This is a genomic window from Puniceibacterium confluentis (genome assembly GCF_007923445.1).
Classification (GTDB): Bacteria; Pseudomonadota; Alphaproteobacteria; order Rhodobacterales; family Rhodobacteraceae; genus Puniceibacterium; species Puniceibacterium confluentis.
On record NZ_VOJI01000004.1, the window covers coordinates 25,197 to 51,812 of the forward strand.

At 64.1% G+C, this 26,616-nt stretch carries 25 protein-coding genes; 5 read left to right on the top strand and 20 right to left on the bottom strand.

Going from position 1 to position 26,616, the window contains the following annotated elements; genetic code table 11:
• Window positions 1–86 precede the first annotated feature (86 nt).
• The 9 genes from FOY53_RS05920 to FOY53_RS05960 all read right to left on the bottom strand — a co-directional run bounded on the left by FOY53_RS05920 (window position 87) and on the right by FOY53_RS05960 (window position 9,650).
• On the bottom strand, window positions 87–1,298 hold the full coding sequence (locus FOY53_RS05920) for an acetyl-CoA C-acetyltransferase (RefSeq protein ID WP_146586725.1): 1,212 nt from the start codon (window positions 1,296–1,298) through the stop codon (window positions 87–89).
• An 11-nt stretch (window positions 1,299–1,309) separates the two neighbouring features.
• Entirely contained in the window at window positions 1,310–1,948 is a 639-nt protein-coding gene (locus FOY53_RS05925) for a glutathione S-transferase family protein (protein WP_146586727.1), read from the bottom strand.
• Window positions 1,949–2,778: 830 nt separating this feature from the next.
• The gene (locus FOY53_RS05930) at window positions 2,779–3,615 is read right to left on the bottom strand and encodes a DUF305 domain-containing protein (RefSeq protein WP_146586729.1); all 837 of its coding nucleotides are present in this window, start codon (window positions 3,613–3,615) and stop codon (window positions 2,779–2,781) included.
• Between the two features lie 137 nt (window positions 3,616–3,752).
• Window positions 3,753–6,242, bottom strand: a complete 2,490-nt coding sequence (locus tag FOY53_RS05935; RefSeq protein ID WP_146586731.1) for a heavy metal translocating P-type ATPase — start codon at window positions 6,240–6,242, stop codon at window positions 3,753–3,755.
• Between the two features lie 169 nt (window positions 6,243–6,411).
• Window positions 6,412–6,624, bottom strand: a complete 213-nt coding sequence (locus tag FOY53_RS05940) for a hypothetical protein (RefSeq protein WP_146586733.1) — start codon at window positions 6,622–6,624, stop codon at window positions 6,412–6,414.
• Window positions 6,625–6,638: 14 nt separating this feature from the next.
• Window positions 6,639–6,854 (bottom strand): hypothetical protein, encoded by a 216-nt coding sequence (locus tag FOY53_RS05945; RefSeq protein ID WP_146586735.1) that lies wholly within the window; start codon window positions 6,852–6,854, stop codon window positions 6,639–6,641.
• Entirely contained in the window at window positions 6,854–8,635 is a 1,782-nt protein-coding gene (locus FOY53_RS05950; RefSeq protein WP_146586737.1) for an acyl-CoA dehydrogenase C-terminal domain-containing protein, read from the bottom strand. The genes FOY53_RS05945 and FOY53_RS05950 overlap by 1 nt, the downstream gene beginning before the upstream one ends.
• A gap of 23 nt (window positions 8,636–8,658) precedes the next feature.
• A complete protein-coding gene (locus tag FOY53_RS05955) occupies window positions 8,659–9,063 on the bottom strand; it encodes a MerR family transcriptional regulator (RefSeq protein ID WP_146586739.1) in 405 nt (134 codons plus the stop codon).
• Window positions 9,064–9,278: 215 nt separating this feature from the next.
• On the bottom strand, window positions 9,279–9,650 hold the full coding sequence (locus FOY53_RS05960; RefSeq protein ID WP_146586741.1) for a MerR family transcriptional regulator: 372 nt from the start codon (window positions 9,648–9,650) through the stop codon (window positions 9,279–9,281).
• A gap of 206 nt (window positions 9,651–9,856) precedes the next feature.
• Between FOY53_RS05960 and FOY53_RS05965 the strand changes: the two genes are divergently transcribed.
• From FOY53_RS05965 to trpB, 4 genes are all read left to right on the top strand, one after another.
• Window positions 9,857–10,279, top strand: coding sequence for a PaaI family thioesterase (locus FOY53_RS05965; protein ID WP_146586743.1), 423 nt, complete (start codon window positions 9,857–9,859; stop codon window positions 10,277–10,279).
• Window positions 10,279–10,782, top strand: coding sequence for a PaaI family thioesterase (locus tag FOY53_RS05970; protein WP_146586745.1), 504 nt, complete (start codon window positions 10,279–10,281; stop codon window positions 10,780–10,782). The genes FOY53_RS05965 and FOY53_RS05970 overlap by 1 nt, the downstream gene beginning before the upstream one ends.
• 49 nt (window positions 10,783–10,831) lie before the next feature.
• A complete protein-coding gene (locus FOY53_RS05975; protein WP_146586747.1) occupies window positions 10,832–12,169 on the top strand; it encodes an MATE family efflux transporter in 1,338 nt (445 codons plus the stop codon).
• A gap of 89 nt (window positions 12,170–12,258) precedes the next feature.
• Window positions 12,259–13,479: a tryptophan synthase subunit beta gene (gene trpB / locus FOY53_RS05980; RefSeq protein WP_146586749.1), complete on the top strand. Its 1,221-nt coding sequence runs from the start codon at window positions 12,259–12,261 to the stop codon at window positions 13,477–13,479.
• 222 nt (window positions 13,480–13,701) lie between these two features.
• On the opposite strand, the gene FOY53_RS05985 is transcribed toward trpB, so the two are convergent.
• The 7 genes from FOY53_RS05985 to FOY53_RS06015 form a co-directional block, all read right to left on the bottom strand.
• Window positions 13,702–14,070, bottom strand: a complete 369-nt coding sequence (locus FOY53_RS05985) for a DUF2237 family protein (protein ID WP_146586751.1) — start codon at window positions 14,068–14,070, stop codon at window positions 13,702–13,704.
• A gap of 162 nt (window positions 14,071–14,232) precedes the next feature.
• On the bottom strand, window positions 14,233–14,943 hold the full coding sequence (gene pth, locus FOY53_RS05990; protein WP_146586753.1) for an aminoacyl-tRNA hydrolase: 711 nt from the start codon (window positions 14,941–14,943) through the stop codon (window positions 14,233–14,235).
• A gap of 113 nt (window positions 14,944–15,056) precedes the next feature.
• The gene (locus FOY53_RS05995; RefSeq protein WP_146586755.1) at window positions 15,057–15,692 is read right to left on the bottom strand and encodes a 50S ribosomal protein L25/general stress protein Ctc; all 636 of its coding nucleotides are present in this window, start codon (window positions 15,690–15,692) and stop codon (window positions 15,057–15,059) included.
• A complete protein-coding gene (locus tag FOY53_RS06000) occupies window positions 15,673–15,876 on the bottom strand; it encodes a hypothetical protein (RefSeq protein WP_146586758.1) in 204 nt (67 codons plus the stop codon). The genes FOY53_RS05995 and FOY53_RS06000 overlap by 20 nt, the downstream gene beginning before the upstream one ends.
• A gap of 53 nt (window positions 15,877–15,929) precedes the next feature.
• Entirely contained in the window at window positions 15,930–17,303 is a 1,374-nt protein-coding gene (locus FOY53_RS06005) for an MATE family efflux transporter (protein ID WP_246107298.1), read from the bottom strand.
• Between the two features lie 142 nt (window positions 17,304–17,445).
• Window positions 17,446–18,324, bottom strand: a complete 879-nt coding sequence (locus FOY53_RS06010) for a nickel/cobalt transporter (protein WP_146586760.1) — start codon at window positions 18,322–18,324, stop codon at window positions 17,446–17,448.
• Window positions 18,306–18,932: a DUF1007 family protein gene (locus FOY53_RS06015; RefSeq protein WP_146586762.1), complete on the bottom strand. Its 627-nt coding sequence runs from the start codon at window positions 18,930–18,932 to the stop codon at window positions 18,306–18,308. The genes FOY53_RS06010 and FOY53_RS06015 overlap by 19 nt, the downstream gene beginning before the upstream one ends.
• Before the next feature lie 195 nt (window positions 18,933–19,127).
• On the opposite strand from FOY53_RS06015, the gene trpA reads away from it, so the two are divergent.
• Window positions 19,128–19,919 carry a tryptophan synthase subunit alpha gene (gene trpA / locus FOY53_RS06020; RefSeq protein ID WP_146586764.1) on the top strand — a complete coding sequence of 264 codons (792 nt, stop codon included), beginning with the start codon at window positions 19,128–19,130 and terminating at the stop codon, window positions 19,917–19,919.
• A 254-nt stretch (window positions 19,920–20,173) separates the two neighbouring features.
• On the opposite strand, the gene FOY53_RS06025 is transcribed toward trpA, so the two are convergent.
• The 4 genes from FOY53_RS06025 to FOY53_RS06040 all read right to left on the bottom strand — a co-directional run bounded on the left by FOY53_RS06025 (window position 20,174) and on the right by FOY53_RS06040 (window position 26,409).
• Window positions 20,174–21,145 carry a C45 family autoproteolytic acyltransferase/hydrolase gene (locus FOY53_RS06025; RefSeq protein WP_146587173.1) on the bottom strand — a complete coding sequence of 324 codons (972 nt, stop codon included), beginning with the start codon at window positions 21,143–21,145 and terminating at the stop codon, window positions 20,174–20,176.
• 16 nt (window positions 21,146–21,161) lie between these two features.
• Entirely contained in the window at window positions 21,162–22,622 is a 1,461-nt protein-coding gene (locus FOY53_RS06030; RefSeq protein ID WP_146586766.1) for a biotin carboxylase, read from the bottom strand.
• 18 nt (window positions 22,623–22,640) lie between these two features.
• The gene (locus tag FOY53_RS06035; RefSeq protein WP_146586768.1) at window positions 22,641–25,379 is read right to left on the bottom strand and encodes an aminotransferase class I/II-fold pyridoxal phosphate-dependent enzyme; all 2,739 of its coding nucleotides are present in this window, start codon (window positions 25,377–25,379) and stop codon (window positions 22,641–22,643) included.
• A 73-nt stretch (window positions 25,380–25,452) separates the two neighbouring features.
• Window positions 25,453–26,409 (bottom strand): carbon-nitrogen hydrolase family protein, encoded by a 957-nt coding sequence (locus tag FOY53_RS06040; RefSeq protein WP_146586770.1) that lies wholly within the window; start codon window positions 26,407–26,409, stop codon window positions 25,453–25,455.
• Window positions 26,410–26,616 lie beyond the last annotated feature (207 nt).

Sequence of the window (26,616 nt, forward strand, 5' to 3'; positions counted from 1 at the left end):
AATGCCGCTGTTCACTGCAGCAGCACCTGCCACCATCTGCCCGGCGCGGTCGGGGGCATCGCTGCTCGTCTGCGCCGGGTCCATGGTCAGACCCTCTCGATGATCGTTGCGGCCCCCATGCCGGACGCAATGCACAGCGTGGCCAGACCCACACCCTTGCCAGAGCGTTCAAGCTCGTCAAGAAGCGTGCCGATGATGATCGCCCCGGTGGCACCGAGCGGGTGGCCCATGGCGATCGAGCCGCCATTGACGTTGACGCGGTCGGCATCGACGTCAAACGCCTGCATGAACCGCAGCACCACACTGGCAAAAGCTTCGTTCACCTCGAACAGGTCAATGTCGCTGATCGCCATGCCGTGATCTTTCAGGATCTTTTCCGTCACCGGCACCGGGCCGGTCAGCATGATCGTGGGGTCGGTGCCGATCTTGGCCGTGGCGCGAATGCGGGCGCGGGGCTTCAGCCCGTGCTTGTCGCCAAACGCCTTGTTTCCGATCAGCACCGCCGCCGCGCCGTCGACGATACCAGAGGAATTGCCGGCGTGATGGATGTGATTGATCCGCTCAAGATGCGGGTACTTCATCAGGGCGATCTTGTCGAACCCCGGCATCACCTCGCCCATCGCCTGAAAGCTGGGGCTGAGAGCGCCAAGGCTCTGCATATCGGTGCCGGGGCGCATGTATTCGTCGTGATCGAGGATCGGCAGGCCGTTCTGGTCGCGCACCACCAGGATCGACTTGTCAAAGCGTCTGTCGTCCCAGGCCGCCTTGGCGCGGCGCTGGCTTTCCACTGCCAGGGCGTCGGCCTGGTCGCGGCTGAAGCCGTATTCGGTGGCAATGATGTCGGCACTGATGCCCTGGGGCACGAAATAGCTGTCCATCGCGACACTGGGGTCCACCGCTATCGCGGCGCCGTCGCTGCCCATGGCCACCCGGCCCATCATCTCGACCCCGCCGGCGATATAGGCCGCGCCCGCGCCGCCCCGTACCTGGTTGGCGGCAAGGTTCACCGCCTCCATGCCCGAGGCGCAGAAGCGGTTGATCGCCAGCCCCGGGATCGACTGGTCGAGCTCGGAGGCCAGCACCGCGGTGCGCGCCAGACAGCCGCCCTGTTCGCCGACCTGGGTGACATTGCCCCAGATCACGTCTTCGACCGCGTGGCCGTCCAGATCGTTCCGCTCTTTCAACCCGTTCAGGACCTGAGCGGACAGGCGCACGGAGGTGACCTCGTGCAGCGCACCGTCCTTGCGGCCCTTGCCGCGCGGGGTGCGGATGGCGTCATAGATATAGGCTTCGGTCATTGTCTTCTCCTTCAGGCCCGGTCCGAGGGGTTGCCGGGCATCAGATCGTAGGGGTGTTTCCAGCCGGGCTGCGCACTGATCCGCGTCAGCCAGGCGTCGATATGGGGCCAGTCGCCGCGCGCGAACCCGAAAGGTTCGGGGTAATACAGATAGCCGCAGCAGCTGATGTCGGCATTGGTGAGGCTGTCACCCACCATCCAGTCCCGCCGCGCGAGATGGCTGTCCAGCACCGCGTAAGCAGCCTGCAGGCGACCCTGCATGAACTGGATCACCGGGGCAGGGCGCTTGTCCTCGGGCAGGAAATTCATCAGGAACCGGGTCATTCCGGCCTGGCTGGACAGCTTGTGGTTGTCCCAGAACACCCAGCGCATCACCTCGCGCGCATCGGCGGGGGTCGCGCCGCCGAACTTGCCGGACCGCTCGGTCACGTACATCTGGATCACGCCCGACTGGCTGAGCCTGACGGCGCCATCGATCATCACCGGCGCCTCGCCCATTTCGTTGATGTCGCTGCGGTACTCCGGGGTGCGCGTCGCGCCGTTGAAAAAGTCGACGAACACCGGTTCCCAGTCGAGACCGGAAAGTTCCAGAGCCAGCGCCGCCTTGTAAGCGTTGCCGGATTCGCCAAAGCAGTGCAGTTGGATTGTCATGCGCAAGCCCCTTCGGAAATACGGTTCAGTTTGGCGGTTAATGAGTATTTATAAAGAGAAGAAACGCGAAAAGGCAGTCCTTCGTAACCTTGTATCAAGGATAATGCGGGCAGGCTGTGACGGCGGTACAGGCTGGAGAGCCGATGACCGCAAGAGGAGAAACCCTGTCCCCCTGCCCGCCTGGGTAAATCCCGCATTGGTGCCGGAGGGCAGGGTCGACATTTGGCCGCGTCCTCCGTTGTGCAACGGTCAGGATGCGGCGGGCAGGTCCGCCGCGCGTGGCGCGCCGGTGCCGCGCGTCCGCGACCGGCAGCTGTTGCAGCCGCGTGCCAAGGTCGGGGGCGGCGGGCGCTGACGGGCGCATTCGAGGTGTCGGGATCGGCAAGGGCGGGGGAATCGACGGGACCTGCCGAGTTCACCGGTGCCGCGCCACACCGGGTCCATGTCGGCGCCGAAGTCTCGGGCAAACGCGCGCGGGCGCGCATGGCGTTATCAGGGCAACGGCGTTGGTTCATTGTATCCCGGGGTTCCTCCTGGCGACTGTCGGGCAACTGTCGCAACACCTGCACCGAGAACAGGTTTTGCGTGGAATTCCAAGCCGAACGTCACGTCTTTTGTCTCGGGTCTGCGGCGCGACACAGGCCGGTCATGCGGGCTGAGGGCGGTGGATGCGAGAGGGCACAACCCGCGCCGGGTGTTTTCTGCGCGACCGGCGTGGCGAGGGTGCCGCGCTCTGTCTTCTGACCGGGCCGCGCATTGTACGGATCCTCCGGCCGCACTGGCGCTGAACCGCCCTGTGCGGTCAGCGGAGGTCGCGGGCTTCACGGCCGTCAACTGCCGCAGGTCCAGAAGCCGTCAAAGCGGGCCGTCGGACCCGGGGTCAGGTCAAAGGCCAGGCGGCTCTCGGCGCGCAGGCCATCCTGAATGGGGGTTACGGTCATGGTGAGCCCTTCGGCGGTGAAGGTGCCGTCATTGCCGGTGAGCGGAAGAATGACACCGTTCAGCTTCGCCGCCGCCGCAGTGCCATCGGCTGACGCCCAAAGGATGGGGCTGGACCCCCGGGTCATGCGGAAACCACAGTTGTCGCTGCCGGGCACGGCCATGCCCGCCTCCTCGGCGGTCAGCGGGGCCGGGTCCAACTCTGCCAGGAGGGTGTTGCCGAGAGCATCCTCGACCGTCCCGACCCGCGGCGCCGGATCCTGATAGACCTCGGAAACGATGTTCCCCGCCGCGGTGTCAGCGATCAGCGCCCGCATCTCGGCAATCTCCTTCTGCTGCGCCGCGATGATGCCTTCGGCCATCTTGCGCACGCGCGCATCCTCGATTTCAGCGCGCCCCGAGGTCATGATGGCAATCGAATGGTGCGGAATCATCGCGCGCATGAAGCTGGTGCCGTTCACGGTCACCTGGCTGCGTACCAGCCAGAGCGACAGGGCAAAGACAATGACGCTGCCGACAAGGATTGCGGTGTTCACCGCGCGGCTGGGGTACATCTTTGCCATGAATGCCAGCATCACAAACGCCATGACGGCGCCCATGAGAATCGCCATGTAGGCCCGGGTTTCGCTGAAGAAGACATGCTCCCACGCATAGGTGTTCAGGTACATCAGCCCGAACATGACGAGCGTCGAGGTGGCGATCATCAGGGCGAAGCGGGTGTAGGTCATCGGGGTCCCCTATCCAGTGTGGTGTCGCAGACAAACGACATTCCAGGGGGGGAAGGTTCCGCATCCGTGGCCAGATGGCAGCAAATCGACCGGCTGCACCCGGCAGCCGGTCGTGTCTGGCGCTCCTGTGCAGACCGTCAGAGACGGGTCATGCGCAGGCGCAGGGCGTTGGTGATGACCGATACCGAGGACAGGCTCATCGCCGCCGCCGCGACGATGGGTGACAGCAGGATGCCGAAGAAGGGGTACAGGATGCCCGCAGCCAGAGGCACGCCGGCACTGTTGTACACGAAGGCAAAAAACAGGTTCTGGCGGATGTTGCGCATGGTCGCCACCGCCAGATGCCGCGCCCGGACGATGCCGCCGAGATCGCCCTTGACCAGCGTGATACCTGCGCTTTCCATCGCCACATCCGCGCCGGTGCCCATGGCGATGCCGACATCCGCCGCCGCCAGTGCCGGGGCGTCGTTCACGCCGTCGCCGGCCATGGCCACCGCATGGCCTTCGGACTTCAGCCGTTCGATCAGCGCATGTTTGTCTGCCGGACTGACTTCGGCATGTACCTCGTCGATGTTCAGATCGCGTGCGACCGCATCCGCGGTGCCGCGCGCGTCGCCGGTGGCCATGACGATGCGCAGGCCCGCGTCGTGCAGCGCCCGGATCGCGTCGGGCGTCGTTTCCTTGACCCGATCGGCCACCGCCACCAGCCCGGCAAGGCTGCCGTCGATGGCAACATACATCGCCGTTTTTCCCGCGGTCTGAAGCTCGGCCAGCCGTGGTCCGAGCCCGTCTGTGTCGACGCCCAGATCGGCCATCAGCGCCGCATTTCCCAGCGCCACCTGACGGCCCTCGACCTTGCCGGTCACCCCCTTGCCGGTCACCGCTTCAAATTCGCGCGCCTCGCGTTCGGGTGCCTTTGCCGCGCGTGCGCCGGCGACGATGGCTTCGGCCAGCGGATGTTCGGACCCGCGCTCAAGCGCCGCCGCCATCGACAGCAATTCCTCACGCGTCCGGGGCGCGACGGGTTCGGCGTCGGTCAGGGTCGGCTTGCCTTCGGTCAGCGTGCCGGTCTTGTCCACCACCAGCACATCCACCTTGGCGAACCGTTCCAGCGCTTCGGCATCGCGGATCAGCACGCCGGCCTGAGCGCCGCGTCCGGTGGCGACCATGATCGACATCGGCGTCGCCAGACCCAGCGCACAGGGACAGGCGATGATCAGCACCGATACCGCCGCCACAAAGCCGTAAGACAGCGCGGGTGACGGGCCAAGCACCAGCCAGGCCAGAAAGGCCAGCACCGCCACCGCGACCACAGCGGGCACAAAGTACTGCGCCACCCGGTCTGCCATCGCCTGGATCGGCGCCCGCGACCTCTGGGCCTTGGACACCATCTCGACAATGCGGGCCAGAGTGGTCTCGGCCCCGACGCTTTGGGCGCGCATGAGAAAGCTGCCGGTCTTGTTCAGCGTGCCGCCGGTGACTGTCTCGCCTTCGGTCTTCTCGACCGGCAGCGGTTCGCCGGTCAGCATGCTCTCATCGACCGAGGAACGGCCCTCGGTCACCACACCATCCACCGGCACGGCCTCTCCGGGGCGCACGCGCAGGATGTCCCCCGCCACCAGCGTGTCGAGCGGCACGTCCTCTTCGCCGGTGTCCGACACCCGCCGCGCGGTCTTGGGGGCAAGGTCCAGCAGGGCGCGGATGGCATCGCCGGTGCGCTCGCGGGCGGCCAGTTCCATGACCTGTCCCAGCAGCACCAGCACCAGGATCACCGCGGTCGCCTCGAAATAGAGCGGTGCCATGCCCATGCTGTCGCGCACCCCCAGCGGAAACAGCCCGGGCGCCATCAGGGCCACGACCGAAAACAGGTAGGCCGCCCCGGTCCCCAGGGCGATCAGGGTCCACATATTGGGGCTGCGGTTGATGACCGAGGCCCATCCACGCCGAAAGAACGGCCAGGTGAACAGGACCACAGGCGTTGCCAGCAGGAACTGCACCCAGCCAAAGGCGGTGTGGCCGATCCAGTTGGCAAAGGGCAGGCCGATGTGGCTGCCCATTTCCAGCACGAAGATCGCCGCCGCCAGCGGAGCGGTGATCCAGAGCCGCCGCTTGAAATCGACAAATTCCGGGTTGGGACCAGAATCGGCTGATGGGGTCAACGGTTCCAGCGCCATACCGCATATTGGACAGTCGCCGGGATGGTCCTGCAATATCTCGGGGTGCATCGGGCAGGTGTATTGCGTGCCCTCGGGCATCGGCTCGGGGGCCGCGCGCGCGCCCAGATAGGCTTCGGGCTCGGCATCGAATTTGTCCTTGCAGCGCGATGAGCAGAAATAGTGCCGTGCGCCGTCGTGTTTGCTCATGTGTTCGGCGCTGGCGCGGTCGACGGACATGCCGCAGACCGGGTCCTGCGCCGTCAGATAGGCCTCGGGCTGGGCGGTGAACTTGGCGTGGCAGCCATCCGAGCAGAAATGATAAAGGTGCCCGTCATGCTCTGCCTGCGGTTTGCCTGCCGCGGGGTCGACGGTCATGCCGCAAACCGGATCGCGGGTGACACCGCCAGTGTCCGGCGGCGTCGGGGAATTCGAGATGTGATCGTGGTGCAGATGTGTGTGATGCCGTGCCATGCCAGCCTCCTGCTGTCCGAAAGTGGCGTCGGGAATCCGACCCTGGACTCACCATGGTGGTTCCAGTCACTGGAAGGTCAAGGAGGAATCGTCAGGTGCGGAAAAAGGCGCGGCGCCGGGATCTTGCCGCGCCGGGACGCAGGGCGATAGCGTCGGACTCCGGTGCGGTTCAGCGTTTTCGGGCGTCGAGTTCGGCATTGAACAGGCGCAGGCGGTGACCGAGGTTCTCGCTGTTGGTCACGCTGTCGAAGTTTTCAAACAGAAATGACAGCGCCTCACCTTCGTCCAGCCCCGCCTCAGCGGCAAACGCCTTGAGCTTGCGATAGCCGTCTTCGGTCATGGCAACCGGAAACCGGCGGGTCAGGCGAAATCGTTTGGGCATGCTGCGTCCTTTGGTCAGGGATCCTTTGGCGCACCATATTCGGCAATGAAGTCGCGGAACGCCGCGTCAAGTCTGGCCGGATCGGCGATCTGGTCAAGCTGTTCCAGCAAGACCACCAGCAGATAGTTGTTTCCCAGCCCATAGGTCGCGTTCAGGTCCCGAAGCCGCGCATAGGCGGCCTCGGTCAGGTTCATGCTGCGCCGGACCGGCAGATCCAGACGGCGGGCCATCAGAACTGTGCGGCGTCCAGTGCCATGACGGTGTCGGCCCCGGTCTGGATGCGCGCCAGATGCAGGGATGTGGCAGGCAGCTGCCGCGCCATGTAATAGCGCCCGGTGGCAAGCTTGGTCTCGAGGAATTCGGTGTCGCCACCCCCCGCCGCCAGTCCGGCCCGTGCCGCGAGCCCCATGCGCGCCCACATGTAGCCGAGGCAGACATGACCGAACATGTGCATGAAGTCATAGGATCCGGACAACGCGTTGTTCGGGTTCTTCATGCCGTTCTGCATGAAGTACATCCCTGCCGCCTGAAGATCCTTGGACGCTGCCTTGAGCGGATCGAGAAAGTCCCTGTCGAATTCGGCGTCCTGTCCGGCGTTGTCCTTGAGGAAGGCCTTGATCAACTCGAAGAAGGCCATGACATGTTTGCCGCCATCCTGCGCCAGCTTGCGGCCGACCAGATCCAGCGCCTGAACGCCGTTCGCGCCTTCGTAGATCATGGCAATCCGGGCATCGCGGGCGAATTGCGACATGCCCCATTCCTCGATATAGCCGTGCCCGCCATACACCTGCTGGGCATTGACCGCCATTTCGAAACCCTTGTCGGTCTGAAAGCCCTTGATGACAGGGGTGAGCAACGAAATCAGGCCGTCGGCGGCCTTGTCGTCGGTCTTGTGCGCCCGGTCGATCAGGCTCGCGCCCCAATAGGTAAAGGCCCGCGCGCCTTCGACGAACGACTTCTGGTCCATCAGATTCCGGCGGATGTCCGGGTGCACGATCAGGGGGTCGGCGGGTTTGTCTGGGAATTCGGCACCGGTGACGGCCCGGCCCTGCAGACGGTCCTTGGCGTATTCCACGGCGTTCTGATAGGCGGCCTCGGCCTGCGCATAGCCCTGCAGGCCAACACCCAGTCGCGCCTCGTTCATCATGGTGAACATCGCGCGCATGCCCTTGTGCATGTCCCCGATCAGGTAGCCCGTCGCCCCGTCGTAATCCATCACGCAGGTCGAATTGCCGTGAATGCCCATCTTTTCTTCGATCTTGCCGACCGAAACCGCGTTGCGCGCCCCGACAGAGCCGTCCTCGTTCACCAGGAACTTGGGCACGATGAACAGCGACACGCCCTTGATGCCTTCGGGACCGCCGGGGATCTTGGCCAGGACCAGATGGATGATGTTCTCGGCCAGGTCATGATCACCGGACGAAATAAAGATCTTCTGACCCGTGACCAGATACGACCCATCGTCCTGCGGCACCGCCTTAGTGCGCATCAGCCCCAGGTCGGTGCCGCAGTGCGGCTCGGTCAGGTTCATGGTGCCGGTCCATTCGCAGGACGCCATCTTTGGCAGATAGGTCTGCTTTTGCGCGTCGGTGCCATGCACGTTGATCGCCGAATAGGCGCCGTGGGTCAGGCCCTGATACATGTTGAACGCCATGTTGGCCGAGACGAAGGGTTCCATCGCGGCGGTGTTCATCAGGTAGGGCAGGCCCTGACCGCCATACTGTTCGTCACAGTCCAGCGCCGTCCAGCCACCCTCGCGCAGCTGGTCGAACGCCGCCTTGAACCCGGTCGGGGTGCGCACGACACCGTTTTCCAGCACGCACCCTTCGGAGTCACCGATCACGTTCAGCGGCGCCAGAACATCCGAGGCCAGTTTGCCCGCCTCTTCCAGAATTGCCAGTGTCGTGTCGCGGTCGAGATCCCCATACCCGGGGATGTCCGCTTCGGACATTTTCAAGACGTCGTGCAGTACGAACTGCATGTCCTTTGTGGGCGCGTGATAGATCGGCATCGGGTCCTCCCTTAAGGGTGTGCCTATTCGGCGGCTTTCTTGGTCTGGCTCAGCGAGTCCAGCATTTTTTCGGCCCAGATCAGCTGCTCTTCGAGTTCCGAGATCGCGGCGTTCATCTCGTCGCGCTGGCTGACAAGCTCTGCCAGCCTCTGCTTGGCAATATCGTAGGTCTTGGCGATCTGCGTCTGCTGCTGGTCACCCATGTGATACAGGTCCAGAAGCTGGCGGATCTCTTCGAGGCTGAAGCCAAAGCGCTTGCCGCGCAGGATCAGCTTGAGACGGGCGCGGTCGCGCCGGGTGAACAGACGCTTCTGGCCTTCGCGGATCGGAAACAGCAGCTCCTTCGCCTCGTAGAACCGCAAAGTGCGGGGTGTCACGTCGAATGCATCGCACATCTGGCGGATGCTCATTGTCTGGTCTTCGCTCATGTCATCAACCTTTCGTAGGGTCACCTCCCCAGCGAAATGTCGTTCCTGACGCGTTCATACAATGAGAAATTTGGCAGACGTAGTTCTACGCCACGTCACATTTCCGTTGACGTAAGATAAGGCAACGTCAAGCACCGTTTTTTGAAATTTAATTAACTGGTCAAAAACCTGAATCATGTGTCGGACGGCCGTGCCGCTCTCGATCTGACCCCGATTCAGCCCCTGAGTGACTCGGCTGTGTCGTCCCGCAAACGTTGCAATTCGTCGATCGCTTCGTCCAGTTGACGCCGCTGGTCCGCCAGTTCGTCCAGCTGGCTGTCGGCCAGCTTGATCCAGGCCTGCATCTGTGCAGCGGTGCCTTCCTTTTCGTAGATCAGAAGCCACTGCCGGATATCCTCGAGCTGGAAGCCGAACTTGCGGCCACGCAGAATCAGAGTCATCCGCGCCCTTTCACGCGGACCGTACCAGCGCGACCGGCCTTCACGGTCCGGGTGCAGGAGTTCGATGTATTCGTAATAACGCAGGGTGCGCGGCGTCACATCATACTGCGCGCACATTTCCTTGAAGCTGAAGCGTTTGTCGTTCATCGGTATCTGACTCCCCTGCGTCAAGCCTAAGCCCAGCCCTGAACAAGGGCAATATCGTTGCGGCATTGCAGCGCAGAAATTGCAACCGTGGGGCGCGCTCTGCGGCGGCTACTGTCGCGCGGCGTGCCAGAACGCCGGGGCCGGGTTGCACATGTGCGCGGGTCGTGATCCAACTTCCGGCATGAAGCGCGCCACAGGAACCCGTCATGCTACCTGACAAGACAGACATTGCCCGCCAGTTCATCGAAGCCATCCCGCATTCCCGGGCGCTGGGCATGAACCTGACAGAAATCGGAGACGGCGTGGCGGAAATCACGATGGCGTATGACGCCCGTCTGATAGGCGATCCCGAAACCGGGGTGATCCATGGCGGTGCGGTCTCGGCATTGATGGACACCTGCGGCGGCGCAGCGGTCATGAGCCATCCGTCCGCCCCGGCCGGCACGGCCACAATCGGTTTGCGCATCGACTACATGCGCGCGGCCACTCCGGGGCAGACGATCACCGCCCGCGCCGTGTGTCATCACATCACGCGCTCGGTTGCCTTCGTGCGGGCCACGGCGACGGATGAGGACACCGACCGCCCGGTTGCCACCGCCACCGGGACCTTCACGGTGGAGCAGACCTGATGGACCGCCGCCCCCCGGAGCCCGTGCAGGTTGTCAAGCAGCGCCGCGATACCGCGCTTCACGCCCTCGTCGGCGGTGTGCCCTACGTCCAGTTTCTGGGCATCCGCTTTGAACGGCGCGGCGACGAGTTGACCGCCGTGCTGCCCTATGACAACAAGCTGATCGGCAACCCGCTGCTGCCCGCGATCCACGGCGGCGTGACGGCCGCCTTTCTCGAGGTGACGTCGATCATCACCCTGAGCTGGGCCTGGCTGTGGAGCGATATCGAAAGCGGAGCGCTCAATCTGGTCGATCTTGAGGCGGGTAAGCTGCCGCGTCTGCCCAAGACCATTGATTTTTCCACCGACTACCTGCGCACCGGCCTGCCGCGCGACGCCTATGCCCGCGCGCGTGTGACCCGGTCGGGGCGGCGCTATGCCTTTGTGCATGCGGCGGCCTGGCAGGACAACCACGACCGCCCCATCGCCGAATGTTCGGCGCATTTCCTGATGCCGCCGCAATGACCGGAACGGTTTCGGGCCGCGGCCTGCCGCTCTGCCGCGCGGCGCGCGGATGACAGGCGCCGCGGCAGACATCCGCGCGCCCCTGCGCGAGATCACCCACCGACGCGTTCTCAACATCGCGGTGCCGATCGTGCTGTCCAACGCCACGGTGCCGATCCTCGGTGCGGTGGACACCGGGGTTGTCGGCCAGATCGGCCTTGCCGCGCCCATCGGCGCGGTCGGAATCGGCGCGATCATCCTGACTGCTGTCTACTGGATCTTCGGATTTCTGCGCATGGGCACCACGGGCCTTGCGGCGCAGGCGGCAGGCGAGGGCAACCGCGCCGAGGTCGCCGCCCTGCTGACCCGGGTGCTGATGATCGGCCTGGGGGCCGGGGCAGTGCTGATCCTGGGCCAGACGCTTATCTTCTCCGCCGGGTTCGCCCTGTCTCCGGCCAGCGCCGAAGTGGAAACCCTGGCCCACAGTTACATGAAGATCCGCATCTGGTCGGCCCCGGCGGCGATTGCGATCTATGGCATCACTGGCTGGCTGATCGCGCAGGAACGCACGCGCGGTGTGCTGGTGCTGCAGGTCTGGATGAACCTGATCAACATCGGGCTCGACCTGTGGTTCGTGCTGGGCCTTGGCTGGGGGGTGAACGGCGTGGCCATTGCCACGTTGATCGCTGAATGGTCCGGCCTGGCTATGGGTCTGTGGCTGTGCCGTGCGGCCTTCCGCCTGCCGGACTGGCGCGACTGGGCGCGGGTGTTCGACCGGGTCAAGCTGATCCGCATGGCGCAGGTCAATTCCGACATCCTGATCCGGTCGCTGCTGTTGCAGGCGATCTTTATGTCTTTCCTGTTTCTCGGTGCCGATTTCGGGGACGTCGCGCTGGCCGCCAATCAGGTGCTGCTGCAATTCCTGCAAATCACCGCCTATGCGCTGGACGGATTCGCCTTTGCCGCCGAGGCGCTGGTGGGGCAGGCCATGGGCGCCCATGCCCTGCGCCACCTGCGCCGCAGCGCAACCTATACCAGCCTCTGGGGGCTGATCAGCTGCGCCGCCCTGTCACTGGGCTTCTGGCTGGGGGGGCCGGCCCTGATCGACCTCATGGCCGATGTCCCGCCGGTGCAGGCGGCGGCGCGTCTGTATCTGCCCTGGATGGTCGCCGCGCCGCTTGTCGGGCTTGCCGCCTGGATGCTCGACGGCATCTTTATCGGGGCGACGCGATCCGGCGACATGCGCAACATGATGGTGCTGTCGGCGCTGATCTACCTCGGAGCGGTGCTGCTGCTGGTTCCGGCCTTCGGCAACCACGGCCTCTGGGCGGCGCTGCTGGTGTCATTTGTGGCGCGCGGCCTGACCCTCGGGGCACGCTACCCGGCGCTGGAGCGGGCAGCGGCGTGACGCGCTGCTCGTCTGCACGTGACGGAATCGCTCTGGAATTCCGGGCCGCCCGGCCCTAGAACTGGCCCCTGAAATACGGGAGACGCGCGATGACCGACCTTTTCAACAGCTTCATGACCGGCCCCGACGAAAAGGGCCGCTTTGGCGACTTTGGTGGCCGCTTCGTGTCGGAAACCCTGATGCCGCTCATCCTTGAGCTTGAAGAACAGTACGAGATCTCCAAGACGGACAAAGGTTTTTGGGACGAAATGCACTTCCTGTGGAAGCATTACGTCGGCCGTCCCAGCCCGCTGTATCATGCCGAACGCCTGACCGAACATCTGGGCGGGGCCAAGATCTATCTCAAGCGGGACGAGTTGAACCACACCGGCGCGCACAAGATCAACAACGTGCTCGGCCAGATCATCCTCGCCCGCCGCATGGGCAAAAGCCGCATCATCGCCGAAACCGGGGCCGGGCAGCACGGCGTTGCCACCGCCACCGTCTGTGCCAAGTTCGGCCTGAAGTGCGTCGTCTACATGGGCGCGCATGATGTGGAGCGGCAGAAACCCAACGTGTTCCGGATGCGGCTTCTCGGGGCCGAAGTGATCCCGGTGACGTCCGGTCGGGGCACGCTAAAGGATGCGATGAACGACGCCCTGCGCGACTGGGTGACCAACGTGCGCGACACCTTCTACTGCATCGGCACCGTGGCCGGCCCGCACCCCTATCCGGCAATGGTGCGCGATTTTCAGGCCATCATCGGCAAGGAAGCCAAAGAGCAGATGCTCGAGGCCGAGGGCCGTCTGCCCGACACGCTGATTGCGGCCATCGGCGGCGGGTCGAACGCCATGGGCCTGTTCTATCCCTTCCTCGACGACAAGGATGTGAGCATCATCGGCGTCGAGGCCGGCGGCAAGGGCGTGAACGCCAAGATGGAACATTGCGCCTCGCTCACCGGCGGGCGACCGGGGGTGCTGCATGGCAACCGGACCTACCTGCTTCAGGATGACGACGGGCAGATCCTCGAAGGCTTTTCGATTTCCGCCGGCCTGGATTATCCCGGCATCGGCCCGGAACACGCCTGGCTGCACGACATCGGCCGGGCCACCTATGTGGCGATCACCGATGCCGAGGCGCTTGAGGCGTTTACCCTGTGCTGTGACAAAGAGGGAATCATTCCCGCATTGGAACCATCCCATGCGCTGGCGCATGTGATGAAGATCGCGCCGGACCTCCCCAGGGATCATCTGATCTGCATGAACATGTGTGGCCGGGGTGACAAGGATATCTTTACCGTGGCGAAACATCTCGGCTTCGACATGGACTAGGGAGGCGTCGGCGTTGTTCCGAAAGGCCTTTGGCAAGGACGCCCGGCGCTATCCGCCCGGGCGTTTTCCGTTGCAGTGCCCGCAGGGCCGCTGAGACGTGCCCGCCTGGCAGTCGCGGTCAGCAGACAGCCTGACCTGTGGACAGTTCCGGGGATAGATCCGGTATATGCAAGTCATCCCACCGCCACGCGGTCAAAAACCGTGATTGCACGTTGACGAATGTCAGCTTTGATACTGTTCCAGAACCGCCAGGGGCACCAGTTCCAGCGCCCGTTGATGGGTGGCGGCCAGCCGGACCAGGGGTGCGCAGCCCTCGTCATGCGCCTGCAGGAACCGACCGGCACAGAGACACCAGGAATCCCCCGGCTTCAGCCCGGCAAAGTGGAATTCCGGCCGGGCCGTCGACAAATCGTTGCCGACATATTTCGAATACGCCAGGAACTCCGCCGTCATGATGGCGCAGACGGTGTGGCTTCCGGTATCCGCGGCGCAGGTGTTGCAATGTCCGTCTCTGTAAAACCCGGTGACCGGGTCGGTGCCGCATAACTCCAGACCGGTTCCCAGAACGTTGATTTCGGGATCTTTTTCCATCTCGTCTCTCCTGTTCTGGTGGTCGGTGGTCCTTTGTCGGCAATGCGGTCAGGTGATCTTGGCGCTCAGGTGTTTCCCGCAGCGGCAGTGAGCCCAGCCTATTGCCCTGCGCGCCCGCGAGCAAGGAAATCGCTGCCGGCAGGGGCCACCCGGCCTGTGGCTTCAGCGAAAGCGGTCGGCGAGCCTCTGCAGCGGATTGCGGGTGTCGGCGGCCGGTTCGGGCGCGGTGTCTTCCGTCTCCGCCTCTGTCTCCGCCTTGGCGGCAGCTTTGGGTGCAGGTTTCTGCCCGCCGCCCCCGCTGCGCGGCGGCGCGACCCGCTGCGCGACGGCGTTCATGAACTTGCCTGCATCTCCCCGCGCCAGTTCTGGCGCCCCATCCGCCACGCCCTGCAGCACGGCGTCCAGCCACGCGGCATCCGCCCTGGCAAAATCGTGCAGCACATACCCGGACACCAGGTCCTTGCGTCCCGGATGCCCGATTCCCATGCGCACCCGTCCGTAGGCTTCGCCGATATGGCCGTGGATCGAGCGCAACCCGTTGTGCCCGGCGTGCCCGCCGCCGGTCTTGACCTTGAGACGACCGGGCGCCAGATCCAGTTCGTCGTGGAACACCACCACGTCACCGGGTTCCAGCTTGTAAAAGCGCATCGCTTCGCCCACCGCCTGGCCGGACAGGTTCATGAAGGTCAGAGGCTTGAGCAACAGCACCTTGTCGCCGCCCAGCCGTCCCTCGGCGACCTGCCCCTGAAACCGCGCCTTCCAGGGTTGAAACCCATGGGCCTGCGCAATGGCCTCGACCGCCCTGAAACCGATGTTGTGCCGGTTTCCTGCATACTGGCCGCCGGGATTTCCCAGGCCCACAAAGATCTTCATCGCTTCCTCCTGCCAGAGATGGACCCCAGATAGGGTGTCGCGGCGCGAAACGCAAACGGCCCCGCCCGGGAAGGGCGAGGCCGCAAAGCTGGTCTCGGGCGGACCCGACGGGATTACTCCTCGGTCGCGTCAGCCGCCTCTTCGTCGTCTTCGTCATCCGCAGCGCCGGACGAACGCAGTCCGGACGGCGCCGAGATGTTGGCGATCACGAAATCGCGGTCGATTGTCGGCTTGGCGCCTTCCGGCAGCGTCACATCGGAAATCGTCACGGTGTCGCCGATGTTCAGCCCGGTCAGATCCACGGTGATGTGATCGGGGATATCGGCCGCCGTCACAACCAGTTCGACCTCGGGGCGCACAACGGTCAGAACGCCACCCTTCTTGATGCCCGGCGCGGCATCTTCGTTGATGAAATCAACGTGGATGAACAGGTTGATCTTGGACGTGCGGCGCAGGCGCATGAAGTCGACATGGGTCGGCAGGTCCTTGACCACATCGCGCTGCACGGCGCGGCAGATCACGCGCACATCGTCCTGACCGTCAACCTTGAGGTTGAACAGGGTCGACAGGAAGCGGCCGGCCTTCAGGCGCTTGAGCAGCGCATTGTAGGGCAGGTTGATCGGCAGCGGATCGGCACCACCACCATAGACGATACCGGGAACCAGGTGGTCGCGACGTGCCTGACGAGCGGCGCCCTTGCCTGTCCCCGTCCGTTCCAGAGCTACGAGATCAGGAATCTCTCCAGCCATAATGAATTCTCCTAAGGTTATGCGGGCCTCCTCCAAGGCTGTAGACCCGCGTGAAGCTGGCGCGATAAACCGGATCGCGCCGCAAGGCAAGCTCGATTCGCGCGCGCACCATGCCACCGAGGCGCAGGCGGCCCGCTTCGGCCCGGCAGACCACCGGCGGTTTCTTCTCTTTCCAAATACTCATGACCAGCGTCCTGATCCGCGTGACGCCGGGTCGGCGCACAGGTCTGCCCGCTCTCAGCGGCTGAATTTCCGCCCGGCCTCGGGCACGGCCCGGCACCAGAACCGGTGTTGCATCAGCACCCCGGCCAGACCCAGCCCGACAACCAGACCCGACCAGATGCCGACGCCGCCGAGGTCCAGAACAAACCCCAGCAGATACGAGGCCGGGATTCCGATCGCCCAATAGGCGATCACTGCAATCACCATCGGTATCCGGGCGTCCTGCATGCCCCGCAACAGCCCCAGCGCGATCACCTGCGCCCCGTCCACCAGTTGAAACAGGGCCGCCACCGCCAGCAGCGCCGCACCTGTGGCCAGAATGGCGTCGCGGGCCGGATCCGCGGGATCGAGGAACAGCGACACCAGCTGTTCAGGCAGGCTCAGGAACACCACGATCGTGACGCAGGAGGTGGCAAGCGACAGGGCAAGGACCGCCGCCGCGCCGCGTTTGAGATGGGCGGCGTCGCGCTTGCCCAACGCATTTCCGGATCGGATCGTCGCCACATTGGCAAAACCGAGGTGCACCATGAAGGTCGCCGAGGCGGTCTGCAACGCGATGCCATGCGCCGCAAGCGGCACCGTGCCCAGCCAGCCCATCATCAGGGCCGTCGCCTCGAACAGGCCGACTTCGGCCAGGGTGGTGAGGCCGATCGGAAGGCCGAGCAGAAAGACGCGGGTGAACATCTCGCGGTCCGGCTTCCAGAGCCGGGTGAACAGCGCGTGCTCGGGCAGGCGGTGATGGGCATAGACCGCGATGCCTGCCAGGGCCACGGACTGGCTCACCACAGATGAGATGGCCGCGCCGACAATGCCCAGCTCCGGCGCCCCCAGCTTGCCAAAGATCAGGATGTAGTTTCCCAATCCGTTGGCCAGCGCCGCGGCCAGCGTGATCAGCAGCACGATGCGGGTGCGCGACAGGGCGGCAAGATAGCTTTTCAGCACCATCACCAGCAGCCCCGGCAGCATGCCGAACCCTGCGATGCGCAGGTAGGTCTGGGCGTCCGCAGCCAGGTCCGGCGATTGGCCCAGCGCCAGCAGCAGCGGCCCCGAGACCCAGAGCAGCGGCATGACGCAGGCAAAATACAGCGTCGAGAGCCACAGTCCCATGCGTGTGGCGCGGCGGATGCTGGTGGGATCGCCCTTGGCATCATATTGCGCCACCATCGGCATCACCGCCCAGGCAAAGCCACAGCCCATCAGGAACAGCAGGAAAAACAGGGCGGTGGCCAGGGTCAGGGCGGCCAGCGCCTCGGCGCCGTAGCGGCCCAGCATCAGGGTATCGGTGAGACCGATCGAGAACTGCGCCAGGTGCCCGCCGATCAACGGCAGGCCGAGGGTCAGCACGGCGCGGAAATGCTGCGTCCAGGTCATGGCGGGATGGGGTGTCATGATCGGGCTTTAGGGGCAAGGCGGCGTTTCGGCAAGTGCCGGCCGCGCATTGGATGTCAGCGCGGGAACGGGGGGCAAGCCCCTCGCGCTTCCCGGGATATTTGTCGCCCGGATAAACAGGCGGTCGCGCGCCGCCGTGCGTTCAGAGCGTGCGCAAAAGCAGCTGCAGGGCCAGGGCGGCGATGACAAGGCCCGCCAGCGCCTCAACCAGTCCCAGAACGCGCAGCGTGGTGGCGCCCTGGGGGATGCGCGTCAGCGTGCCTTCGCGCAGGGTGACGCTCGCGGCGGCCACTGCCAGCGTCACGGCGGCGGTGCCGAGGCCGATGGCAAAGGCGCCGACGATGCCCTGCCAGACCAAATCCATGCGCCAGGTGATGATCAGCAGAAACAGCGCCCCGGTGCAGGGGCGCAGCGCGATGGCGCCGACGAGCAGGACCGCATCCCGCAGCGAGCGCACGGCGGCGGCCTGGGCCGTTGTCGGGCCATGCACGTGGGAACAGCCGTCGTGGTCGTGGATTTCAGCGCGGCCGTACGTGGCAAGTTTCCTTGCGCCGCGCAGCGCCAGCCAAAGCCCGATCAGTGCGATGGCACCGTAACTGAGCGGTGCCAGCATCTCGTCCGCGAGGGCCTGCATATATGTCCGGCTCCAGTTCAGCACCAGCACGCCGGCATAGACCAGCGCCACGGCCGAGGCCGCCTGCGCCAGACTAGAGGCGATGGCGAGGGTGCCGAGACGCACAATCGGCACCCGCGCGGCGAGACCGTAGCCGCCGATGAGGATCTTGCCGTGGCCCGGCCCGGCCGCATGGCAGACACCATAGGCGAAACAGACCCCGAGCAGGGTGGCGAGCGCCCCGGGCTCTCCGGCCCGCAGGCTGCGCAGCCCCCGTGCCATGGCATTCTGGGCCGTGCGCTGGCCTTCGGCGGCCCAGACCACCACCCGGTCGGCACCGCCAAATCCCCACAGCCAGAGCGCCAGCGCAACAAGCCCGAGCGCGGCGATCAGGAGGGCGCGTTGCATGTGATCCGCACATCCTGCGCATAATGGATGCCGAGCCTCAGCGGTGAAAACTGATCCGCGGGCACCTGATCCAGCTCGCGCGCCAGTGCCTGCGTGGCCGCATCCGGATTGGGCTCGGTCACCGTCGCGGTACAGGGGGCGGGCAGGTGCACGCCGCCTGACAGGGTGTAGGCGACATAATAGGTCGGGTCATACTGCAGGATCTGCAGCCCGTCCGCCGGGGTCGGGGTCAGGCTGCGGGTGTGGGTTGCGACGATCCGGCCGTCGGTGACCGCCACCGTGGCAGGCACCGGATGGTCCAGCGGAACCTGCTCCCCGTCGTGATAGAAGTAAAGATCGCCTTCGAAACCTTCGGGCCATTCGACCAGGTCAAAACCTTTGAGTTGCGCGAGTTCGGCATCGCTCAACTGTGCATCGCCATCGGGATCAAGGCCCATGTCCTCGAGGATCAGGAGCGTCGTGAAGTCATCGTAGGTCCAGCTCAGGCTGAGCCCGGTCACGTTCCGGGCGTCATCGAGCACCAGGTCGAGACGGCTGTCCACAAACATGTGCGGATGCGCCAGGGCGGGCAGGGGCGAGAGGGCAAGACAGAGCATGAGTGTACGCATGCTGTGAGTGCTAATCGCTATGCCGTGCCCTGGCAAGCTGCTGGTCCGCGGGCGGCTGATCCGTGCCAACCCGGGCAGGTGATCTGCCCTATTGCCTTGCGGCACTGGCCGGAAGCGGCGCGCCCCGGGTGCGGCACCATTGATTTCCGCCGCAAGTTCCGGCAGACCTCGCGGGATCATCTGGAAGGGACCACCATGACTCGCATCGATGCCAAGTTTGCCGACCTGAAAGCGCAAGGTAAGAAGGCCTTTGTGGCATATGTCATGGCGGGCGATCCGGACTATGACACGTCGTTGGAACTGGTTTGCGGCCTACCGGGCGCGGGGGTGGACGTCATCGAGCTAGGGTTGCCGTTCACCGACCCCATGGCGGACGGCCAGACGATCCAGCTGGCCGGCCAGCGCGCGCTTGAGGGCGGAATGACGCTGGACCGCACACTGGCGATCGCGCGGACGTTTCGTGAAACGGACGACACCACGCCCATCGTGCTGATGGGGTATTACAACCCGATCTATTCGCGCGGGGTGGAGCGGTTTCTCGAACAGGCCAAGGATGCCGGGATCGACGGATTGATCATTGTCGACCTGCCGCCGGAGGAAGACGAGGAATTGTGCCTGCCCGCCCAGAAGGCGGGGCTGAATTTCATCCGACTGGCAACCCCGACAACCGATGCCAAGCGGTTGCCGAAGGTGCTGCAGAATACATCCGGCTTTGTCTATTACGTCTCGATCACGGGGATCACCGGCGCCGGGGAGGCACAGGCGGTTGACGTTGCGCCAGAGGTGGCGCGGATCAAGGCGCAGACCGATCTGCCGGTGATCGTCGGCTTTGGCATCAAGACGCCAGAGGCGTCACAGGGCATCGCCAGTGTGGCCGACGGTTGCGTGGTCGGATCGGCGATCGTGGCCGAACTCGCGTCGGGCAAGCCTGTGTCCGAGGTGCTGGCCTTTGTCAAAACCCTGTCGGACGGCGCACACCGCGCCTGAGGCAAGGCGCCGGACGGCTCTGCAAGCCGGTTCGATTGCCGCCCACAACAACGGGTGCGCGGGCCAAGGGGCATGCCCCGCAGCACGGCATCTGCCTGGTCGGAGGGATCCCCACCCTGCTGGGCGGACAGGGCGTTCAGCCATCTGCCCTGGTGTCTCCCCGGACCGGGTGGTCCGATTGATCCGAGTGGCGCCGCAGGCAAGTCCGCGCAACCTTTGGCACCGGACCTCAGGCAGCCGGGCGCAAAACCGTATCAGGCGCTCCCCGGAACCTGGACCTGACGGGCGCCTTCCTCGAAGGTGTCCAGCGACAGCGGCCAGATGGTGCCGGGCCAGCGGATCTCCATCTGCCTTTTGCGCGGGCGATAAACGGCGGTGTACAGGGTGCCGAAACCCTGGCTGAAGGCGGTGGAATAGAGCGGTGGCTTGAGGAAGGCCGAGATGAACTTTTCCTCGGTATCCCTGTGCAGGCTCATCCGGTGCAGCAGGTACCGCTCCCGTTCGACCGTGGCGGTAAAGCGGGCATGGCTGATCCACTCGACGTTTTCCTGATGGTTTGTCGCCACGGCGGCGTGGGTGATCTGGGCCTTGCGGTCCGGCCCCATCATCGCAGTGAGGTATTTGCGTTCGCGGTCGACCACGGTGACATTATAGCTCATGTGGGTCGGGACGCGGGCAAGCACCCGGCCCGCCTCCTCGGACGTGGTGCAGGTCTGGAGCACGTATCTCAGGATCAGCGGCACGCCAAAGCCCTGACCGACCACCCGCCGCCCGCCGAAGGTAAGCGAAATCGCGACGCCGGTATCGTTCATGCCGTCCACCAGCCCCCACAACCCGTCCGAGACACCGATCACCCTGCGGCCCATCCAGTTGGTACGCAGGATCAGCGAATCAAAGGCGGCGGGATTGTAGTCGTAATTGCGCACCAGAACCGGGGCCTTGCCGGTCCACAGCGCCTGGGAACACCCCGACAGGTACGGCGGCGGACAATAGAACGACAGGAACCGCGCCGCCTGATCCCCGCCCCCCGCCAGTTCGCAGAGCTGATCGTAAAGCGGGACCAGTTCCGGCATGTGACGCGTCAGCATCTGGCGGCTTTCCAGATAGGAGGCGCGCGCGGCATCACCCTCGTTCAGCCACCACCGCCGATAATCCGGCCAGTATTCCGCGAACAACCCGGCCCATCTCGGGCCGGGTTTCTCTTCGGAAATGGCGCGCCAGAACATGGTCATGCCAGAGGCACTACATGATTTTGAATGCCGGATCGGCAAGCGCCGGCCCGGCTTCGGCAACCGGCAGTGCCCGGCCCTTGACGCATTGCTTGATCCCGTGAATCCACTTCTTGGCCCGTTCATTCAGCAGGAAGCTTTTGGTCATCGACCGGCCACGCGTCACCAGAATGCCGATGTCCGCGCCCTCGTAGCGGTAATCACCCGGACCGAGGATGCGCAGGAAAAACGCCTCGTTCTCGGATTCCACCGCCCGGCGGTGATAATCGAAGCGGTCATAGACCACGCGCCCGTCTTCGAGCATGCGGTAGATGCCGGTTTCCGGCGCCTCCGTGCAGATGTCGACGTTATCCTCGGTGTGTTTGATCACCATCTGCGACCAGCTGTCGATCATGTCGGGGTTGGCCCAGCGGGCGTTGAGCTCATCCACGTCCAGGTTGAACTTCTTCTTCGAGAATTCCAGCAGGTGGAACAGGAACAGCGGGGCGTCGGCATGGGCAAAGGCAGCGTGGTTGGTCATCGACGACGCGCCGGTGATGCGCGGGTTCAACTCGCCCAGCCAGAGGTCTCCGGTCTTCTTGTCGATCAGGAAGTCGAGTTCGAAATAACCGCGATAGCCTTCCTTGCGCAGCTGTTCGCCGAATTTGAAGGTAAGATCGCGGGCGTGGTTGCGCACCTTGGGCGGAAAGGCGGTCGAGAGGATCTCGTTGCCGCACCAGCCACCCCGATAGGGGGTGAGATCCTTGAAGCCGACAAGCTCGGTCATCAGCGGGCCGACGATGGTGCCCTCTTTGGTGGCGCAGGCCTCGATCGCGGAACCGCGGCAGTCGATGCGCTTCATGATCTTGATTTCGCCTTCACCGACGATTTCGCTCTCGTGACGGCGGAAGTCAGCCTCGGACTTGATGAAGAAAGTCGTGTGGCCCGAGTCGCCAAAAGCCGATTGCAGCACAAGATCATGGCCGATGCCGGCCTTTTCGGTGATCTCGCGCAGGTGGTCGTAACTTTCGACCTCGGACAGGGTGTTCGGCACCGACGGTACCCCGGCCTTGTTGCCGATGCGCACGGTTTCGATCTTGTTGTCCATGCTGCTGCGCAGTTTGGCCTTGGGGAACCAGACGTCGGCGCCCAGTTCCTTGGACAGGCGTTCGGTTTCTTCGTCGAACATCAGGAACACGAAATGCGGCTTGCCACCGCGCCGCTTGATGAAGTCGATGACTTCCTTGTGCTGGAGGAGGTAGTTGTTGATGTCCTCGATGCTCTGGAATTCCGCGTGCGGCTGCTCCGAGGGGCAGAACACGTTGGGATGTTTGCCGCCGTAGCAGTCGATGTAGCAGATGTATTTGAAGTTCTTCACCCATTCGTCGAGCCCGAGAAGGTTGAAGTTGGTCGCCGAGATGAAATAGATCGGATCCTCGTTGCGGTGAAAGAACCGGCGGATTTCCGAGATGTTGTTCAGGACTGTTGATGCCATTTTATAGGTTCCTCTCTGTTATTCGGCAGCGGTTGACAGCTTGGCGCTGTTCAGTTTGGCAAGGGCGTCGGCGGTAAAGACGCGCAGACCCAGATCCGGGCGGTAGCCGTGGATCTCGCTGACATCGAGCGCGCGCATGAAGCTGAGGATTTCCTGACTGACCACCTGTCCGGGGACGAGGATCGGAAAGCCGGGGGGGTAGGGAATGATGAAGCTGGCCGAAACGATCTCCTGCCCGGCGTCCATCGCCTTTTTCAGCGAACCGTCAAGTTCGAGATAGTCGCAGTTGGTTTCATCGTAGCTGAGGAAGAACGCCGTGCGGATGTCGCCCTCGCCGGTGACATTGTCGGCGCGGAAGGCATCGTGGAAACGGCTGAAGTCGGGCAGGGGCGGCAGATCGTGCATGAGGTTGGTGACACGCTTGTTAAAGGCCAGACGTTCCATGCGGCTGGCGTCGTCCAGCAGGTCGTCCAGGCCCTTGGCGATTTCCACCAGCACTTCGATCAGATAGGCGACCGAGCTGCGCGTGGTGCCGATGTTGGTCATGAACAGGACCGTGTTGCGCGAGGTCTTGTTGATCTGGATGCCGTATTTGTCCATCAGGATCTGTGTCTTGAAGGTGTCGCCGTCCCAGCCGGTGCCGCCCACGGCCAGGGTGACGCGGGTGGCGTCGAGGACAAATTCGTCCTTTTCCCAGCACTCCCACAGATCGGTCCAGCCCTGTTCCGGCTCGTAATAACTCTCGACCCCGGATTCGCGGTGCGCCTCGGGGATCATGTCGCCGGCGGTCAGCACCTTGAAGTATTTCCGCAGCAGCGGATGGGTCGAGATCGCGCGGCGCATCGACATCGCCGCCTCGATCTGGCGCTGGACAAATTCAAAGCCTTCGAGCTCGACCTGACGGCGGCCCACGTCGAGAGAGGCGATGATCTGATAGTTGGGCGAGGTCGAGGTGTGGGTCATGTAGGCTTCGTGGAAGCTCTGCTCGACCTCGCCCTTGAAGTCCTGATCGTTGACGTGGATCATCGACCCCTGCCGCAGAGAGGTCAGCGTCTTGTGGGTCGACTGGGTGCCATAGACCCGCACCCGGGACGTGGGCGGCGGGATCAGCCGGGTTTTCAGCAGCGTCGCGTCGTCGGCATCCTTGAGCTTGGCCTGCTGCTTTTCATAGGCACTGGCGTGCTCCGGGCTGCGCAGGCGTTCGCGCAGCACATTGGCCGAATTCATCGCGGTACGGCCGCGGTATGTCGGGTTGAAGCGGGCAAAGGCGAACCACGCCTCGTCCCAGAGGAAGACCAGGTCGGGCTTGATCGCCAGACATTCCTCCATGATGCGTTCGACGTTGTAGACAATGCCGTCAAAGGTGCAGTTGGTCAGCAGCAGCATCCGCACCCGGTCCAGCTTGCCCGCTGCCTTGAGGTCCAGAAGCTGTTTCTTGATGTCGTGCAGCGGCACCGCGCCGTACATCGAATATTCGTTCAGGGGATAACTGTCGAGATAACAGACATTCGCCCCCGCCAGCACCATGCCGTAGTGGTGCGACTTGTGACAGTCACGGTCGACCAGCACGATGTCGTTCGGGCGCACCAGCGCCTGGACCACGATCTTGTTGCAGGTCGAGGTGCCGTTGGTCGCAAAGAAGGTCTGTTTCGATCCGAAGGCCCGGCTGGCAAGCTCCTGCGCCTCCTTGATCGGTCCGTGCGGTTCCAGCAGACTGTCGAGCCCCCCCGAGGTGGCGGAGGTTTCGGCGAGAAAGATGTTGGGGCCGTAAAAGGCACCCATATCCTGAATCCAGTGACTGCGGGTGATCGACTTGCCCCGGCTGATCGGCATGGCATGGAAGACGCCGGTCGGCTGCTTGGAGTAGTTCACCAGCGCGGTGAAAAACGGTGTCTTGTAGCGTGCCTGGACGCCGCGCAGGATATTGAGGTGCAGTTCGACGAAATCTTCCTGGTTGTAGAACACCCGGCGGCAGATTCCGAGGTCGAGCCCGGCAATGTCCTCGACCGAACGTTCGGTGACCAGATAGGCGTCAAGCTCGGGCCGGAGCTTGGCGATCAGGCGGCAGAGTTCGGGGCCGTAGTCCTTGGGGCGCAGCGAGTCGATTTCGTCCTGCCGCTCGGCGCTGTCGACGTAGCGTGACAGCAGCGGCATTTCGAGCCTCGATTTCAGAGTCAGCCCCGGACGCACGACGATGGCCTGAATGTTGTGGTTGAACAGCACCGCGATCAGCGCGTCTTCGAGGCTGGGCACCACCACAGCCTCGTATTGGAACGGATCTTCGGGGCGGCGCATCCGCGAGACGTTGGATTTCAGCCAGCGTTCCTGGTGTTCATTGACGTCATCGACGATCAGCACTTCGAAATAGGGTTTCGACATGGCACGGGCTTCGGGCGACAGCATCGCCTCGTCGTCCTGCTCGTCCTTTTCGGAACTGTCCTTGTCCAGCGGGATATGGCGCCGCCGATACGCCCCCGAGGTCAGCGCCCGCAACGCGCGGTGCACCGAATAGGCCAGATCCTCATAGTGGCCCGATGTAAACTGGCGGCGCATGTAATCAAAGGCCTGCATGCCGGGGAAGGCCCAGTACGGCTCGATCACCTCAAGCGAATGCCAGAGATCCTCGACCCGCTTGCGGAGTGCGGTCATCTGGCGTTCGGTGCCGCCCTGGGCCAGCGTGTCGGTGGCCTCGCGCAGGGCAGCCCACCTGTCTGACCGCAGCTGGACCGCCGAATAGTATTCGTTCACGGATTGCATCGCTTCTCTCCTCCCAATGGCGGAGACCACGCGACGCGGTGGGGGGCTGGACTGCCCCCCGTGGCGGGCAGGGTCAGCCGCTTGATGTCTTGCCCATGACCGCCTGGAATCCCAGGGGCCGGGTCGCCGGTGTGTCCGCGTTTTGCGGTACATCCACATGCAGCCCGGCACGGTTGCCCTGCTGCGGCATTTCGAGTGGTCCGAGGGTGTAGAGATACCCGTCCGAACCGCTGGCCCGGTCATAGACCGGGAAATCGCTGGACCGGTCGCGGAAGGATTTGAGCACCTGGCCCAGCCCCTTCATCCCGGCCTCGCGTTGGCGTCGCACCACGTCGAGATCGATCTCGATCGGAAACATGTCCTCTTGTCCCGCCGACTGGTGCAGCACCGTCGCACTGGGATCGACGACGATGGATTTGCCCACACCTCCGGCACCCAGTCCGTTGACGGCAAATACATAGCACTGGAACTGCGCTGCGGTCGCTCGGGCAATGGCCAGTTCTGCGTCGCGGTCGGTGGTGCCGGTCAGAACCGGGTTCAACAGCACCTCGGCGCCCATGGACGTAAGCTGGCGCGTGGTTTCCGGGAACCAGATGTCATAGCAGATCGAAAGACCAAAGCGGCCCACCTGAGGCACGTCGAACACGCAAAACTCGGTGCCTGCGGTGATTCCGGCCTCATAGGGGCGAAACGGGAACATCTTGGCATAACGCGCGACGATGGCACCATCCGGGTTGATCACCAGGGCGGTATTGCGGATTGCGCCGTCGATGCTGCGCAGGAACATCGAACCGGGGATCAGCCAGACCCGGTGGCGTGCCGCGGCGGCACACAGGCGGTCGATCGTCTCGTTCTCTGGCGGCAGCGCGTAGCGATCCAGCGGGCCAAAGGCGGCCAGTTCGGAGAACAGCACCATCTGGGTCCAGGGGAAACGCGCCATCAGCACGTCGAGCCGGTGGATGAGGCCATCGACGTTGGACTCGGTGGCCTGAACGTACATCTGCACGCCCGCAATTGCGAAAGGGGTCATCGGAAACAGTCTCCATTGGCGCGGAGACACCTCTTTGGGCGAGTGCCCGGTATGTCCGCTTTCCGCATCACTTAGGCCCAGATGCCTGTGACGGAAACCGTCGGCGGGCAGATTTGCTGCCAATCAGTCAGAAACTGCCGATATTCCGCTGCGTCAGCCCGCCGGGAGGCGGATTTCGCGAACACTCTCTTCCTCCAAGGCGCAGGA